The following is a 17,046-nucleotide window of genomic DNA, read 5'->3' on the forward strand; positions in this document are numbered from 1 at the left end:
GCGCATTTGCTATTATTGCGCATTTGCTTTTTATTTAGGACGTTAGTTTTTATGCTAGCGTCCTTTTATTTTTAATTAGGAGACACGCGCGGATTATAACTTTTTCCGATTAAGTACATGCGATTTATTAATATACCCCCTAATATTATTTTTCGGTTTCAGTTTTGTTATTAAATGCGTTAAATAATATGCTTAAACAATTTTTCACCATATAGGAGGTGTAGCATGAGCGTCACAACACAAAGTGTCAGCACAGACAGTGCCCCGAAAAAAAGGAACTTGACAATTATTGAATCCGCATACGTGGCGGTCATGTTGTTTGGCATGTTCTTTGGCGCTGGAAACCTTATTTTCCCAGTATTTCTTGGTGCTAACGCAGGAAACAATTCTGCTCCTGCAACAATCGGCTTTATTGTTACTGGCGTTGGTTTGCCATTACTTGGTGTTACGGCTCTTGCAATGAGCCGCGCAAACGGCCTTTTTGAGCTTTCAAGCAAAGCTAGCAAAAAGTACGGCATGTTCTTCACTTGTGTGCTGTATTTAACAATCGGCCCGTTCTTTGCAATCCCACGCTGCGCAACAACTTCGTACACTGTTGGCTTAGAGCGCGTTGTTCCGCAAGATGGAAACGGTCAGCTTTACTTATTCTTGTTCTCAGTAGTGTTCTTTGCGCTTGCGTTCTTCTTTGCTATGAAGCCGAGCGGAATACTTACGTGGGTTGGTAAAGTTCTTACGCCAATCTTCCTTGTGTTCCTAGCGATTTTGGTATTTACAGCACTATTTTCTCCTGTAAGCGGCGCTTCTGCGGATGCTGCTCCTATGGGAAATTACGTTAATAAGTCATTCTTTACAGGATTCTTAGATGGTTACAACACAATGGATGCTTTAGCTAGCTTGGCATTTGGAATTGTGGTTGTTAGCACCATTCGTCAGTTCGGTGTAAAGGATCCTAAAGATGTGGCAGTGAATACTGCTCGCTCTGGATTCTTTAGCTGCTTGCTTATGGCAGTGATTTATGTTGCGATTGTTGTTGTTGGCGTGCGTAGCCGCGCTCTGTTCCCACCTGCGGAAAACGGTGGCGTAACTTTGGCGCAAGTTGCACGCTACCATCTTGGTAACGTTGGCTTATTCGTGCTTGCTGCAACTGTAACTCTTGCATGCTTAAAGACTGCGGTTGGCTTAATTGTAAGCTGCTCGGAAACTTTCTCTAAGTTATTCCCTAAGGGGCCTAGCTACCGTGTTTGGGCTGTATTGATTACGCTTGTTTCGTTTGGTCTTGCAAACTTTGGTTTGAGCGCAATCATCGAATACGCTGTTCCAGTATTGATGTTCTTGTATCCACTGTCAATCGTGCTTATTCTTTTGGCTTTGTGCGGTCGACTTTTTGGAAATTCCAAAGTCGTGTACGCTTGGACACTTGGTTTTACTGGCGTTGCAGCTGTATTTGACTTTTTGAATAGTTCGCCAACAGCTTTGCGCAACGCATTGCATATGAACGATATGTTGATTGTTGCTCAAAACTGGTTGCCGTTCTCGGAATTTGGCATGGCTTGGGTTTGCCCAGCTGTTGTTGGATTTGTTGTTGGCTATGTGCGCATGGTTTTATGTGACAACAAAGGCATGGAAGAAGTGGCTCGTGCAGCTTCTGGCCCAGATCTTGAAGGTAGCGTTGCTAGCGACGATGATTATTCTTCAAGCAATGCTGAGTTTAACGAGCCTGCTGACTTCGCTAAGTCGAACGTTGATGAACCTAATTTTAGTGAGCAATCCTAAAGTTTTGTAGCGTCGCGTAGACGTCATAATAATCGCCATATTTTGATGCGTATTTTACGTAACAGGATATGGCGATTTTTGTTAAAACGCGTACTTGACTTATTTATTGGAACGATTTAGTATATTTCAATAACGAACAAAATAATGTGCAATCTAAAGTAATTCTCGCTTAGCCAGTAAAGCAAGATACAAAAGGCACGCGTCTAATGCTCGATGTTGAGGCATTGACAAAAGTGGTTGTTCATGAGTGAAAGGAGTAAACGACGCTGTTTGCAGCATAAGTCTGGCGTTGCTATATATCAAATGATTCATTGGGCGGTATGTCCAAGAACCTTTAAGTTTCTCTAAATATTTCTAAGGAAGAACAACGATGTTGAAACTAAAAAAGTTTGGAGCAATCTCTATGATGCTCGCTGCTGCGCTGTCTCTTACTGCATGCGGTGGCGGCACAAGCTCTACAAGTAATACTCAAGGTAAAACGACCGTTTCTGTTTGGCACTACTGGGATGGTGCTAATGCAGATGCTTTCGATAAAAAAGTAAAAGCATTTAATGCTTCGCACAAGAACATTGAGATTAAAACTACAAATGTTCCTAATGCTGATTTCTTAACAAAATTACGTGCATCTGCTACGTCAAATACTTTGCCTGATATGGCCATAGGTGATTTGATTTGGATGCCTCAAATGGCGCAAATTGGCAAATCTGCAGACTTAAAAAAGCTTCTCAAGCCTGAAGTAATTGATAATATTAACCCAGCATTAAAGAATTTCGGTTCAATTGACGGTCATTTAGTATCAGTTCCAATGTCAGCCAATAATCTTGCGTATATGTATAATCGCACAGTATTTAAGAAGGCTGGTTTAGATCCAGATAAGCCGCCAAAAACTTGGGATGAATTAAAGCAAATGGCCAAGCAGATTAAGGATAAGACTGGTCTTCCAGGTTACGATTTGCCAACTGAAGCAGGAGACAGTGGTGAGGCTCTTACCTGGAACTTCCAAGTCAATCTTTGGCAAGCTGGTGGCGAATTCTTAAAGAAAGATAACTCTGCTGCAGCATTTAACACTCCTGCAGGTAAGAAAGCTGCAAACTTCTGGATGGATCTTATTAAAAGCGGAGTGAGCCCATACGCAGGATGGGGTAAGTTCGAAAAAGGTCAAGGTGGTTCTGCTCAGGAAGGCTCATGGATGGTAGGTATTTGGGCTGCTGATCCTCCATTTGAGTTTGCTGCAGCGCCATTGCCAACCCCTGAAGGTGGTAAGCCATCTACCAACCTTGGCGGAGAACAGGCAATGCTGTTTAATAATGATGATGCAAAAGTAAAAGCCGCTGCTGAATTTGTGACTTGGTTCTTGCAAGATAAGCAAGTTCTTGATTGGTGCGAGTCTACTGGCTTCCTGCCTGCAACAAAGAGTGCTGCTAGCAACGCAGAGTATCGTTCTTGGGTTGAGAAGAAAGAGCCTCGCTTGATGCCATACATTGAACAAATGGCAACTGCTCATACTCGTCCAAACACCAAACTATATCCACAGATTTCGTTGGCATTCGCAAAGGAAATGGAAAAAGCATTTTCTGGCGAAGTAAATGTTGATACTGCATTAAAGAATGCAGAAAAAGCAGTCAACGACGTAATAGCGCAAGGTAAGTAATCATGCGTAACCCGATAGCACAGCTAAAAAATAAGCAGACAGCTGCTATTGACAACGTAAAAGTTGGCAGTAGTAAGCTGATGCAAAATGGTCATAAAACTGTAGGAAAATGGGAGCAAATTCTCACAGCGTGGGGATTATTGCTTCCTGGATTAGTGATTCTCGTCATCTTCACTTTTTATCCAATTATTTCTGCAGCCTACACGAGCTTAACGAATTGGAACGGTTTTTCTGCAAATCCAGATTTTATTGGATTGAAGAATTATGTAAAACTATCTAAAGATCCAGAATTTTGGAATAGTTTAACCGTGACTGTTATATATGCGTTTGGCGTAGCTGTGCTATCGGTTATTTCCGGCTTGATTTTTGCGGTATTACTAGATGCGCCAATTCGCGCTCGCGGATTGTATCGCACCATATATTTCCTTCCTGTCGTTACCTCCTCGGTGGCTGTAGCAATTGTATGGAAATATATGTTGGATCCATCGGGTCTTGTAAATTCTGTACTCTCATCCCTAGGTATTGCAGGACCCGACTGGCTCCACGATAAGTGGCTAGCATTATTTGCTACTATATTTCTTAAGGTTTGGAAGAACCTCGGTTTTAATATCATTCTATATTTGACTGCTTTGCAATCTCTTTCTAAGTCAACTTATGAAGCAGCAAGTCTTGATGGTGCTACGAGCTGGCAACAGCTGCGTTATATTACAGTTCCTCTGTTAAGACCAATGACATTCTTCGTGGTTGTGCAAGCGCTGATTAGTAGTTTCCAATCATTTGATTTAATTTACGTGTTTACTGAAGGTGGTCCTCGAGGGGGCACTGACGTACTAGGAATGTTTATGTATCGTCAAGCATTTAGGTTAGGCAATTTTGGTTATGGCACAGCAATCGCAATAGCGTCGCTGGTATTGGTACTTATCGTAACTCTTGTGCAATGGAAGGTAAGCAATGCAGAAAATAAGTAAAGTCTTTACGAGATTGCGTTCGTTGCATCTTGCTCGACATATTGTGCTCATTATTGGTGCAGCTTCGGTACTTATTCCATTTATGTGGATGTTTACAACGTAGTTGCAAACAAAAGCCGAAACGTATGCTGTTCAATCAGTAATTCCAACATCATGGCATTGGGAAAATTATCTGCACGCTTGGCAAAGCGCTCCGTTCGCAAACTATTATATTAATAGCTTGATTATGTCGGCAATTATTGTAGTTGGTCATCTTGCGTTTGATGCTATGGCAGCTTTTGCTTTTGCTCGATTAGAGTTTCCTGGGAAGAAAATATTATTCGTGTTGCTGCTTTCTGCTTTCATGGTTCCAGCCTTCGTAACAGTTATACCAATGTACGGTATTATCGCTCAGTTGCGTTGGATTGATACTATGGCAGCTTTAACAGTTCCGCGTTTAGCTGATGTGTTCGGCATTATTTTGCTGCGCCAGCATTTTAGTACTATCCCGCGCGAACTAGATGAAGCTGCAAGAATTGACGGATGTTCAAGCCTTGGTATTTTTATTAAAGTTATTCTGCCACTTTCTAAGCCTGCTCTTGCAACTCTTGGTGTATTCTCATTCCTATTTGCATGGAATGATTTCCTGTGGCCTCTGTTGGTTACAAATGCAGAAGAAATGCGTACTATTCAAATCGGATTAAGCGGTTTTGTTGGACGTTATGGTACTTCATGGAATTATTTAATGGCTGGAACTTTGACGTCAACTTTGCCATCAATCATTATTTTCTTCTTCTTCCAAAAAGCTCTTGAACGAGGAATCGCTTCTACTGGTCTTAAAGATTGAAGAAGTGATAAAACTTTCGTAATTTGTAAAATTTACTATTTGTTAGGAACAAGTCATGCAACCTGAATGGGTAAAATCAAGCGTATTCTATCAGATTTTTCCGGAGCGATTCGCAAATGCAAATGCTTCTATTAACCCTAATCCTGTAGAATCATGGGATAAATCTCCAACTAGGGATAATTTTTTCGGTGGTGATTTGAAAGGGATTAGGGAGCATCTGCCATATCTTGCGGATATGGGTGTCAATTCTTTATACCTCACTCCAATTTTCCAAGCAGATACGAATCATCGCTATGACGCTACTGATTATTTCAAAATTGATTCTCGACTTGGGAATGACGCAGATTTTGATGAATTTATTAAGCGCGCTCATGAATTGCAGATTCGTGTAGTTTTAGATGGTGTATTCAATCATTGTGGAATAGGCCACTGGGCATTTCAAGATGTTGTGCGTAATGGCGAACAATCGCAATATGTTAATTGGTTTTCAGTAGAGGGTTTTCCTGTAGTGCCTCATCCGGAACCAAATTATAAAACATGTTCCGGATGCTACTATTTGCCAAAATGGAATGTATATAATCCAGAAGTGCGTAGACACCACTATAACGTTGCTAAATATTGGTTAAATCGTGGTATTGATGGTTGGCGTTTAGATGTTCCATATTTCGTCAATAAAACATTTTGGAAAGGTTTCCATAAAGTAGTGAAATCTTTTGGTGACGATAAATACTTAGTGGCTGAAGAATGGCGTAATCCTTCTCAATGGCTTACGCCGGAACTTATGGATGGAACCATGAATTATACTGTTCGTGATTTAGTCCTAGGTTTTTGCGCTGATGAAACATTGGATGCTTATGATTTTGCAGATGGCATGAATGCTTTGTATAACGATATTCCAGAAGAACACCGATCTTGTATGTTGAATTTGCTTGGGAGTCACGATACTGAGCGATTGCTTACGCGCACAAAAGCTCATGAATATGCTTGGGATACGCCTGCTGAAGACGCTGAGAATTTAGCTTATGCGTTGTTATTCGCTGCTGATGGTGCTCCTATGGTGTATTACGGCGATGAAAATGGCATGGAGGGAGAAAATGATCCAGGTTGCCGCGCTCCTATGATTTGGAATGAGAATGCTTGGAATTTATCTGTTCGTAAAACAGTTTGCAAATTAATGCGTCTGCGTAGAGAAAATGCTGCTCTCCAATATGGCAGGCAGCATGTAGCTGCTTTAGGTAAACATACTGTGTGTATTACTCGTACTTTGCCTTCAGGGCGTGCATGCTTATGCTTAGTGCATCGCGGATCTGGAGCTTACATTAATTGTGATGATTTGCCAGTGCGTATGGATCGTTCGCTATTTGGTGTGCCAAGTATAATAGGTAACCAGTATCGTATGGGAGAAAAATCCATTATAATGTATGAGGGTGAAGCCGCGGGGAAACTATGAATGTTCGTAGAGTGACTATTAAGGATGTTGCAGAAAAAGCTAATGTTTCCAAGTCTGCAGTATCTTTTGCATATAATGATCCGTCAAAACTATCTGAGGCGACGGTTGAACATATTATGCAAACTGCTGAAGAAATGGGATATGTGCGAAGTGCAACAGCTAGAGCATTGCGTACAAATTCTTCGAACGCTTTGGGATTGTTGCTTCCGCAAGGTATTGATACGATTTTGCAAAATCCTTATTATTCACTTTTGATTCAAGGAATTGGGCAGGTTTGCCAGTCGGAAGGCTACACTTTGATGCTTGTTCCTCCATTAAGAGGTTCAATGTTAAAAGCTATTCCTACGGCTGCAGTAAGCGGTTTTATAATTTGCGGCCTGGAAGCTGAACGTGCAGAAGTTGTTGAAATCTTGAATAAGCATGTTCCTGTAGTGATTGTGGATCCTGCTCAACCTATTAACGTCCCAACTGTAGAAGTTGACGATGAGCATGATTTTGAAGATTTAGTAGATCGACTTATTGATTTAGGTCATAGGAACATTGGTATTGCGGCAATTGAAACGAAATCGCATACTGATTATCCTGGATGGCAAGGAATAGTTGGTAGGCGCATGGCAAGTGTTGTGCGTGCGCTTAAAAAGCATAACTTATCGCCGGAAGATAAAGAGATTACCGTTATAGAAACGCCTTGCACGTATCAGGGTGGCGCTGATGTTTTTAATAAAATGTGGAATGATACTAATCTCGAATGCAGACCTACTGCGATTGTGTCGTTTAGTGACATTATTGCGCTAGGTGTGCTTGGAGCAGCTCAACAACAAGGGTTGCGAGTGCCTGAGGACCTTTCCATTACTGGTTATGACGATTTGCCTTTGTCTACAATTTGTACGCCACGATTAACTACGGTTCATCAGCCAATTACTTCAAAAGGACGTTTGGCTGCAGAAAGTTTGATTGATCAAATACGCTTTGATGAAGAAGCTTTGCCTGTTTCGCATAAAAAACTAGGAACTGCCCTCATCGTGCGTGAATCGGTTGGGGCAGCTCCTCTTAAGAAGTAATTGGCTTTAATATATTTTGCAGTTTTACATAGAAGTTGCCGCCGTTGCCGATTGTTAATTCATATTGCTAGCGATCAAGCAATATTATAAAATTGATATTTAAAGAGGGGATAACTGTAGTTGAAGGGGATCAACATGGGTAATGAAATTAAATTATTTGAAGGCAAGCAAGTGCGTTCCACTTGGGATAACGAAAAAGAAGAATGGTATTTTTCGGTAGTGGATGTAGTTGCCATTTTGACGGATAGTAAGAATCCAAGAGACTATCTAAAGAAGATGTGCAAACGCGACGAGCAGTTAGCTGCCTAGTGGTGTCAAATTGTCCCATGATAGATTGGTGATAGCCTGCATAGTTTGAAGTTGCTTGAGAAAACGCATGCAGGAAAGATTGATGTGATTTAAATAGATCCACCTTATAACGCGGGAAGCAAAGATTTTAGAGCTTCTACCAAAGTTTAAAATCAAAAAACGAATAGTTGGTGTGCTGTTTAGAGCATTTACTACGAAAATAAATGTTATAAACCGTACATCAATAAAGGAGGAACTCATATGTCCAAAGTAAAAAAAGAGATAATTGAAGCAAAGGGATTTGCTATTCAGATTTATACTGAAGACTTTAAAAATGACTATATAAGTCTTACGGATATCGCTAAGTATAAAAGTGATGAACCAAGTGATGTAATTAAAAATTGGATGAGAAGAAAAGATACAATTGAATTTCTTGGTTTATGGGAAAACTTAAACAACACGAATTTTAATTCGGTCGAATTCGACCGAATTAAATCGGAAGCTGGATATAATTCCTTTACACTGTCCCCTAAGAAATGGGTAGAAAAAACAGACGCAATCGGAATTATCTCAAAAGGCGGAAGATACGGTGGTGCATTTGCACATACAGATATTGCCTTTGAATTTGCTTCATGGATTTCTGCTGAATTTAAGATGTATGTAATCCAAGATTACAAAAGACTTAAGTCAGATGAAAACTCTAAGCTATCATTAGGTTGGAATCTTAATCGAGAAATTTCAAAGATTAACTACAAAATTCATACGGACGCAATTAAAGAATATCTCTTAAAAGATCTTACCAACGAACAGTTGTCTTACAAGTATGCAAGTGAAGCAGATATGCTCAATGTAGCCTTGTTTAACAAGAGAGCTAAACAGTGGCGTGAAGAAAATCCAGATTTGAACGGTAATATGAGAGACTATGCAAGTCTGAATGAGTTGTTGGTGCTTGCAAATATGGAAAGCTATAATGCAGTTCTTATTGGTAAAGGTGCGGACCAAAAAGAAAGAATGATTGAACTTAGAAAGCTTGCCAGAACACAATTAATGTCACTTGAAAAACTTAGTGATAGTGGCATTAAAAAATTGGAAGGAAACATCAAGTAATTTTTGTCGATCACACTAACATCTATTGGGAGTGACAAAGCCTACCGCGCTTGTTTGCGGTAGGCTTTTGTTTAGGTTTTTGATGTGATTATTTGCGACTTACGAGTTGCTGCGTGCGACTTGCGACTTTCTGCTTGCGACTTGCGGCTTTGCGATTAGAAGTTAGCTGCCTAGCGGGGGCAAATTGTCACATGATAGATTGGTGATAGCCTACATAGTTTGAAGTTGCTTGAGAAAATGCATGCAGAAAAGATTGATGTGATTTAAATAGACGGGTAAACAACGAATATAGAATAAATAAAGGCTAGTCAATATGGAATTTATCTTGTATAATCAGTGCGTTAAAAAGTTATGCATAAAGGTTGACAAGCCATGGAAATACTGACAAAATCCTCGCAGGCAGGCAGGCAGGCAGGCAGGCAGGCAGGCAGGCAGGCAGGCAGGCAGGCAGGCAGGCAGGCAGGCAGGCAGGCAGCATAGCTCTGTCTCTTTTTCCGTAGAATTTTTTAATAGGCAGAAACATATACCTGATGGATAGGTATATGTTTCTGCCTATTTTTATGCAATTTTTCAAAGCAGTAATATAAATCATTTGAATATATGGAAGATATAAAAATAAAAAATAGAGATGAGATGAAAATGAAAATGAAAATGAAAAGGATAACGGGCCTACTTCTTGCCCTATTTATGACCATGGGTTGTCTGTCTTTAAATCCAATAGCTAGCTATGCAGATGACAATGTAAGTGGCGGTGTACCGATAGATCGTGAACACTTTCCGGATCGTGATTTTAGATTTTATGTACATAACAATTTTGATTTAGATGGTGATCAAGAGTTAAGTCCGCAAGATATAGAAAAAATTGAATCTATTGATGTAGGCAGCATAGAACTTTCTAATTTAAAAGGAATTGAATATTTTAAAAATCTTAAGGAATTGTATTGTTATAATAACAAGCTAAGGAGTTTGGATTTAAGTAACAACCCAAAGCTTGAGGTATTGGATTGTTCTAATAACAAGCTAAGGAGTTTGGATTTAAGTAACAACCCAAAGCTTACTGAATTGGATTGTTCTGGAAACCATCTAACAGAGTTGAATTTAAGTAACAACCCAAAGCTTACTGAATTGAAGTGTAATAATAACTATCTATCGAGTTTAGATTTAAGTAACAACCCAAAGCTTACTAAATTGGATTGTCATAAAAACTATCTATCGAGTTTGGATTTAAGAAACAACATAGAGCTTACTGAATTGGATTGTAATAATAACTGGCTAAGGAGTTTAAATTTAAGTAACAACAAAAATCTTACTTCCTTGAATTGCTCTAACAACGATCTACCAAGTTTAGATTTAAGTAACAACACAAAACTTTCTAACTTGAATTGTGGTAATCAACAATACAATATAGTACTTAAGGGCACAAAAGAATTTAAATATAGTAACTTCCCAGGAAAATTTGACAAAGAAAAAGTTAAATCACTAGTTGGAGCAAGTCTTGGCGATGATGCTCTTATAGTTAATGATGATAATCCACGTGAAGTAACTTACAAATATAAATTTAGCAACAGTGTAGAGATGAATGTCAAATTAACTGTTGGCTATATTGAATTTGATCCAGAACGTATAGCAAGTGCGAAAGTAATAACACAGCCTACATTAAGCTACGCGGAGGGAGACCGTCTAGATTTAACGGGGCTTGAAGTAACGCTCGCAGATGATCAAGGCTTGAAAAAAAATGTACCATTTGCAGAGCTTGGAAGATATAACATCACGGCAACTCCTGAAAATGGAACATTTTTAACAGTAGTAGACCACAATTGTAAGCCTGTTAAATTAACATTTTCTATTCCTGGAGTGCCAATGAAATTCTATTTAGGACAAACAGGCATATTAACGGTAAAGAAGTTTGACCCGACTAATGTAAAGTCTATGAGTGTAACACACCAGCCTACAAGATTGACTTACACGGAGGGAGAGAACCTAGATTTAACTGGGCTTGAAGTCACGTTAGAGGATGCTAATCATGTGAAAAAAGTCGTGACTCCTGCAGAATTTGAAGCGAATGGCATCAAGGCAACTCCTAAGAATGGTAAGAAACTAGCGTTAACAGACAATGAGGCAAAGGTTAAATTAACTAAAGATGATTTGCAAGCTGTTGAGACTGAAAAGCTAACGGTGAATAAGATTAACCCAACGTCTATGAGTGTGACGAGCCAGCCTAATAAGTTGAGTTACACTGAGGGTGAAAACTTGGCTTTAGATGGTCTTGTTGTAACGTTAAGGGATGATAAGGGCGTGACGAAGACCGTGGAGCCTAAAGACTTTGAAGCGAATGGGATCAAGGCAACTCCTGAGAATGGTAAGAAACTAGCATTAACAGACAATGAGGCAAAGGTTAAATTAACTAAAGATGGTGTGCCATCTGTTGAGACTGGAAAGCTGACGGTAGAGGAGTTGCATCCAACGTCTATGAGTGTGACGAGCCAGCCTAATAAGTTGAGTTATACGGAGGGTGAAAACCTAGATTTAACTGGGCTTGAAGTCACGTTAGAGGATAATAATCATGTGAAAAAAGTCGTGACTTCTGCAGACTTTACGGCTAATAACATCATGGCAACTCCTGAGAATGGTAAGAAACTAGAGTTAACTGATGGTGGAAAGCCTGTTAAGTTAACGAGAGGAAACTTGACTGCAGAAACAGGTGCATTACAGGTGAAGCAGCAAAGTTCTGGTTCTGGTTCTGCTGGTGGTGCTGGCGTAGGCGCAGGTTCTAGTACTGGTCATGGTTCTAGTGCTGGTGTGAATGATGATGCGCCTGCTACTTTGGATAATGGCGAGTTGAATATTCAGATTGATGGTGCTGAAAGTGATTATAAGCCTGGCTATGCTGGAGATGGATTTAGTAACGCAAACGCTGGTAACGCTGGTAACGCAAACGCCGGCTCAGCTCCAGAAGTTAAGCAGCCAGATGCGGACGTTAAGCAGTCGGCGGATACGTTAGCTTTGGCGCAGGCTCAGGTGGATGCTGCTGCACGCAAGCTTGCAGATGCTCGTAAGTCGCAGTCTGAGGCACCGGCTCCTAAGTTGCAGACTGTGACACCGGCTCCTAAGTCGCAGTCTGAGAAACCAGCTCCTAAGCCGCAGTCTGAAAAGCGTATTGGTATGATTCCTAAGACAGACAAATCAGCATCGTTTGCAGGGTTGATCGCATTGTATGCAGGCTTGATTGCAGTGCTTGGCTTCTCGATTGCGGGACTTGCAATTTTTCGTAAGAAGAAAATGATGGAAGAAAACATCAAGTAATTTTTGCCGATTACACTAACATCTATTGGGTATAAAAAAGCCTACCGCGCTTGTTTGCGGTAGGCTTTTTGTTTAGGTTCTTGATGTGATTATTTGCGGCTTGCTACGTGCGACTTGCTACTTGTGATTAGAAGTTGCCGCCGTTCCAACCCCAGTCAGTGGTTGCAGTGTAACGAATGTAAGTGCGGTCCTGTGGAACTCCAAGCTCGCGCTCCAAAGCTGCCATAATCTGCTCAGTCAACTTTTCCCAAGCAGACCCAGGCACGCTGGAACCAAACACATTCACCTCAACGTAAGCTGCAGGCTTGGAATCGTCTCCTGCAAAATAAATCGGCATATTATCCTCGAATGGGCACATAAGCCAATGCTCACTTTTGCCTGGAACTGCGTTAATCGCCTTGCCGTAAGCAGCTTTTAATGCGTCGCGCTGGGCAGGTGTTGTGCTTACAGAAACATGAGTGTGAATAACTGGCATAATCGCTCCTTTGCCAAATTTAGTAAGTTTTATTACTACACAATATTACTTCACAATATTACTTCACGGTTATATGTTAATTGTTAGCCGTCGCGTGTTTAATGGAATGTATGAAAAAGCTTATTGAACAGGTTGTTAAATTCGGAATTGTAGGAATTATTGCGCTTATTATTGATGTTGCGCTTCTGAATTTGTTGCTGCTTGTGCACTTAAATAACGTTGTTGCAGGCACTATTTCGTTTATTATTTCGCTTATTTTTAACTATATTGCCAGCATGAAGTACGTGTTTAAGCACCGCGAAGACATGGCCCGTTGGATGGAATTGCTGATTTTCGTTATTTCTGCTGTTATTGGTTTGCTTATTAACGATGCGATTATTTGGCTTAGCACGCTTGGAATGGCACAAACTTTGCGCGGTACTGCAATTTACATGCTTCGCACAAACATTGGCAAGCTTATTGCAACAGTTGTTGTGGCTATATGGAATTTTGTTATTAGAAAGTGGCTTTTAGACGACACAAAATCACAAAAACCTGATTATGATGCCGCTAAAGACAATACTTTTGCTCACAAATTGGGTGAGTGGTCGCTGAATCATACGCCAAAAGGTTGGAAGTAAAAGTAGGAGTTAGTAATGCCGGCTACAACAATTCATTTTGTGCGTCACGGAGAAGTTGATAATCCAAATCATGTGCTGTACGAGAGATTGCCAGGATTTCATCTTTCTTCGCGAGGTGTGCGAATGGCAAGAGCTACTGCGCAATATATTGCAACAGTGCCGCAAATGCGCGGAATTACTGCAATCTACTCGTCTCCGCTTGATCGCACTCGCGAAACAGCGCGCGAAATCGAGGATGCTTTGCGTGGTGTTCCTGATTCTTGCTATGTAAAAGCGCACTGCGATGAGGATTCTGCGCAATCTTCTGCGCAATCTTCTGCGCAATTTCCGGTTCAATCTCATGAAAGCGACATTATTTTAGATAAGCGCTTGATTGAAGCTGGAAATAATTTCCGCGGAAAACGCATCTGCTATGGTGAAGGTGCGTTGTGGAAAAACAATAATTGGAAGCTTGTGGTCAATTTGTGGAAGCCAAGTTGGGGAGAAAGCTACCGCAGCATTGCTACTCGCGTTGGTGATTTTGCGCGCGAGCAGGTTCGTAAACATCCTGGTGAGCAAATTGTGGCTGTAACGCATGAGTCGCCAATTTGGTCTTACCGCCATCTGCTGGAAACTGGCCATGCTGAGCACAATATGCTTCTTCGCCACACAGCATTGGCGTCAATTACTTCTATTACTTACGATTGCAAAACTTTGCGCGTACTTTCTATTACGTATGTAGATCCTGCAGCAAACGTTAAGTAGTATAAAGGAATTGTAAGTAAGCGATTAAGGTAAAGGGACGTTCGATGGTAGCTTCTTTTGAAAGCGCGGAAGTTGAAAGCGCAAAAATGAAAGCGCGGAAAATCTAAAGAATGCATCGCAATCTGCTGCAAATTTGACCGCGCTGTGGCCATTAACAGAAGCGCGTCACCTTGATAATGACGCAAAATATGCTGAAAATCTGGAAGTGCGCTCAATGCGAGCAATAGCGCGAATACTTACGAATCTTGACGTTACTGTGCCGGATGCTGAATTTGTGTACGAAGGTGCGGATGAAATTCCTGGACGTCCGCAAGAAATAGTCGATGCTTTGCTCGCGGCTGCAGACGCATACGACGCAATGGATTCGTGCTATGAGCCTAATTACGATGAAGCGGAAGCGGAAATTTTAGAAAACGACGTCAATAATGACGCAAATAATGACATCAATAATATAGAAACTATTTTTAATAAACTTGCCTATCACTCTTCTGCGGATGCTGATGCAATTAATAGCGCTGCAGATACGCTGGGAGTGCAAGGAAATTGGGTTGCTGAAGATTTGCAAAACGCTATCGGATACGCAAAAAAGCAATCTTTTGAATATAGGGAATCTGTAGAGTCGCAAAAAATTATTCTGGTTTTGTGTATTCTTATCAAGCTAGTTGCAAAAACTAGCGATATTAAAGAAACTTTACCGGTTTTCCTTTATATTAACGAAGTATGCGAGTGTGCTGGAGTGCCTCGCATGATGTTTAAAGATACTCAGTGGTGCGAGCTTGTTGATTACGTGCGCAATTCGCAAGTAGACTGCAACGAAAGTAACGAAAGTAACGAAAGTAACGAAAGTAACGAAAGTAACGAAAATAGTATTAGCGCTTTAATTAATTTTGCGTCGCCTTTGTTAGCTGCGGAATGGCAAAAGCATCGTGAAGATGTGTTGTGGGATCCTGAAGTTGCAAAGAAGCTCGCAAAAGAAGAGGATGATAGAAAGTCTCGCGAAGCGTTAGCAGCAAAATTTGCGCATGTAGAAGGAAATAAGGAATCTACGCAAGCTTTGGACTGATGTAATCCGTCCGTAACGCGCGGCACAATGGAACTTATGACTGATACAGAGGAAACTCAAAACGCTGCGCAAGTTGCAGCAAAATCCGAAAAGCCTGAACTTCCAAAGAATGTTCGTGTGCGTTTTTGCCCTTCGCCAACCGGCACACCTCACGTTGGTATGGTTCGTACCGCGCTGTTTAATTGGGCAGAGGCTCGCCATACTCACGGCAAGTTGCTGTTCCGCATTGAAGATACAGATAATGAGCGCGATAGTGAGGAAAGCTACCAGCAGATTATTGAGGCTCTTCGTTGGCTAAATATTGATTGGGACGAGGGTATTGATGTTGGTGGAGATAATGGTCCATACCGCCAGTCCCAGCGCATGGAAATTTATAAAGACGTAGCACAAAAGCTTTTTGAAGCAGGATACGCTTACGAATCCTTCTCTACTCCTGAAGAAATTAAGGAGCGTAATATTGCTGCTGGTCGTCCAGCTGAGTTTGGCTACGATGGCTACGATCGCAATCTTACAGAAGAGCAGAAGCAAGCTTTCCGTGCGGAAGGCCGCAAGCCTGCGCTTCGCTTGAAGATGCCAAATGAAGACATTACTTTTAACGATTTGATTCGCGGCGAAATCACCTTTAAAGCTGGATCTGTTCCAGATTATGTGATTGTTCGCCCGAATGGTGATCCGCTTTACACGCTTACGAACCCTGTTGACGACGCGTTAATGGACGTGAACGTGGTTTTGCGCGGTGAAGATATTCTTAGCTCAACGCCTCGCCAGATTGTGCTTTACCGTTACCTTATGGAAATGGGCATTGCTAAGGAAACTCCACTTTACGGCCATATGCCTTACGTTATGGGCGAAGGTAAGAAGAAGCTTTCTAAGCGAGATCCAGAGTCCAACTTGTTCTTGCATAGAGATAACGGCTTTATTCCAGAAGGCTTGCTGAACTACTTGGCTTTGCTTGGCTGGTCGATTGCGCCTGATCGTGACGTGTTCACTATGGACGAAATGATTGAAAAGTTTGATGTGCGAGACGTTAAAGCAAATCCTGCACACTTTGACTTGGATAAAGCAATTTCGATTAACGCTGAGCATATTCGTATGCTCGATCCGCAAGATTTCTTGAACCGTTCCGTGCCATACTTGCATAAGGATGGCGTAGTTAGCGCGGATAATTGGGATGCCTTAACTGACCGCGAACGTGAAGTGCTAACTGCTGCAGCTCCACTCGTGCAGCCTCGCGTGCGTTTGCTTGGTGAGGTTGCTGGAATGGTTGGAAGCCTTCTTAGTGAAGATGGCTACATTGCTCCAGATGACGACGCTCGTAAGCAGTTGAAGGAATCTGCAGGCGAGGTTCTTGACGCTGCGCTCGCTGCCTTGAAGGACGTTGATACTTCTGATTGGCATACTGATTCCTTGCATGAGCTTTTGAACAAGAAGCTTGTTGAGGAAGCTGGTTACAAGCCGCGCTTGGCGTTTGGCCCTGTGCGAGTTGCTCTTTCTGGCCGTCGCGTTTCGCCTCCACTGTTTGAGTCCATGGAAATTGTGGGCAAGGACGTGACTCTGGCGCGTTTGGCTGGATTGTGTGAGCATTTGTAAATCACAAATAATTTATAATCGCAAATAAAATTTTAATAAGGCGGGAGTGTGGCACTATTGCTGCATTCCCGCCTTATTATTTGTTTTATGTTTTAATATATTTTCGACACGCCGCGGTTGCATGTAT

The 17,046-nt window shown here is 41.4% G+C and carries 13 protein-coding genes and 2 pseudogenes; 14 read left to right on the plus strand and 1 reads right to left on the minus strand.

The window, feature by feature from the left end; genetic code table 11:
• Positions 1-225: 225 nt before the first annotated feature.
• From brnQ to HXT35_RS04395, 10 genes and pseudogenes are all read left to right on the plus strand, one after another.
• Complete coding sequence (gene brnQ, locus HXT35_RS04350) at positions 226-1,773, plus strand: branched-chain amino acid transport system II carrier protein (protein WP_155114890.1); 1,548 nt, start codon at positions 226-228, stop codon at positions 1,771-1,773.
• 370 nt (positions 1,774-2,143) lie between these two features.
• Positions 2,144-3,424 carry an ABC transporter substrate-binding protein gene (locus tag HXT35_RS04355; protein ID WP_004129621.1) on the plus strand — a complete coding sequence of 427 codons (1,281 nt, stop codon included), beginning with the start codon at positions 2,144-2,146 and terminating at the stop codon, positions 3,422-3,424.
• A 2-nt stretch (positions 3,425-3,426) separates the two neighbouring features.
• Complete coding sequence (locus HXT35_RS04360) at positions 3,427-4,392, plus strand: carbohydrate ABC transporter permease (protein WP_421787931.1); 966 nt, start codon at positions 3,427-3,429, stop codon at positions 4,390-4,392.
• Positions 4,376-5,218: pseudogene (locus HXT35_RS04365) on the plus strand (carbohydrate ABC transporter permease). The gene HXT35_RS04360 and the pseudogene HXT35_RS04365 overlap by 17 nt, the downstream one beginning before the upstream one ends.
• Before the next feature lie 55 nt (positions 5,219-5,273).
• Complete coding sequence (locus HXT35_RS04370; protein ID WP_004129616.1) at positions 5,274-6,668, plus strand: glycoside hydrolase family 13 protein; 1,395 nt, start codon at positions 5,274-5,276, stop codon at positions 6,666-6,668.
• Complete coding sequence (locus HXT35_RS04375; protein WP_004129613.1) at positions 6,665-7,729, plus strand: LacI family DNA-binding transcriptional regulator; 1,065 nt, start codon at positions 6,665-6,667, stop codon at positions 7,727-7,729. Before HXT35_RS04370 ends, HXT35_RS04375 begins: the two co-directional genes overlap by 4 nt.
• Positions 7,730-7,864: 135 nt before the next feature.
• Complete coding sequence (locus tag HXT35_RS04380; protein WP_004129611.1) at positions 7,865-8,038, plus strand: hypothetical protein; 174 nt, start codon at positions 7,865-7,867, stop codon at positions 8,036-8,038.
• Between the two features lie 240 nt (positions 8,039-8,278).
• The gene (locus tag HXT35_RS04385) at positions 8,279-9,124 is read left to right on the plus strand and encodes a KilA-N domain-containing protein (RefSeq protein WP_004129609.1); all 846 of its coding nucleotides are present in this window, start codon (positions 8,279-8,281) and stop codon (positions 9,122-9,124) included.
• A 693-nt stretch (positions 9,125-9,817) separates the two neighbouring features.
• Positions 9,818-10,108 (plus strand): annotated as a pseudogene (locus tag HXT35_RS04390) (hypothetical protein); the annotation flags it as partial.
• 393 nt (positions 10,109-10,501) lie between these two features.
• Positions 10,502-12,427 (plus strand): bacterial Ig-like domain-containing protein, encoded by a 1,926-nt coding sequence (locus HXT35_RS04395; RefSeq protein ID WP_230455201.1) that lies wholly within the window; start codon positions 10,502-10,504, stop codon positions 12,425-12,427.
• A gap of 127 nt (positions 12,428-12,554) precedes the next feature.
• Here HXT35_RS04395 and HXT35_RS04400 read toward each other — a convergent pair whose 3' ends face one another.
• Positions 12,555-12,902 (minus strand): phenylpyruvate tautomerase MIF-related protein, encoded by a 348-nt coding sequence (locus HXT35_RS04400; RefSeq protein ID WP_004129605.1) that lies wholly within the window; start codon positions 12,900-12,902, stop codon positions 12,555-12,557.
• A 110-nt stretch (positions 12,903-13,012) separates the two neighbouring features.
• Here HXT35_RS04400 and HXT35_RS04405 point away from each other — a divergent pair, with 110 nt between their 5' ends.
• The 4 genes from HXT35_RS04405 (at position 13,013) to gltX (ending at position 16,919) form a co-directional block, all read left to right on the plus strand.
• Positions 13,013-13,522 carry a GtrA family protein gene (locus tag HXT35_RS04405; RefSeq protein WP_004129604.1) on the plus strand — a complete coding sequence of 170 codons (510 nt, stop codon included), beginning with the start codon at positions 13,013-13,015 and terminating at the stop codon, positions 13,520-13,522.
• A 15-nt stretch (positions 13,523-13,537) separates the two neighbouring features.
• The gene (locus HXT35_RS04410) at positions 13,538-14,266 is read left to right on the plus strand and encodes a histidine phosphatase family protein (protein WP_004129602.1); all 729 of its coding nucleotides are present in this window, start codon (positions 13,538-13,540) and stop codon (positions 14,264-14,266) included.
• A gap of 133 nt (positions 14,267-14,399) precedes the next feature.
• Entirely contained in the window at positions 14,400-15,329 is a 930-nt protein-coding gene (locus HXT35_RS04415; RefSeq protein ID WP_421787933.1) for a hypothetical protein, read from the plus strand.
• A gap of 27 nt (positions 15,330-15,356) precedes the next feature.
• Complete coding sequence (gltX, locus tag HXT35_RS04420) at positions 15,357-16,919, plus strand: glutamate--tRNA ligase (RefSeq protein WP_080572241.1); 1,563 nt, start codon at positions 15,357-15,359, stop codon at positions 16,917-16,919.
• Positions 16,920-17,046: the final 127 nt, after the last annotated feature.

This window comes from Gardnerella sp. DNF01141 (assembly GCF_049244255.1).
Classification (GTDB): Bacteria; Actinomycetota; Actinomycetes; order Actinomycetales; family Bifidobacteriaceae; genus Bifidobacterium; species Bifidobacterium vaginale_E.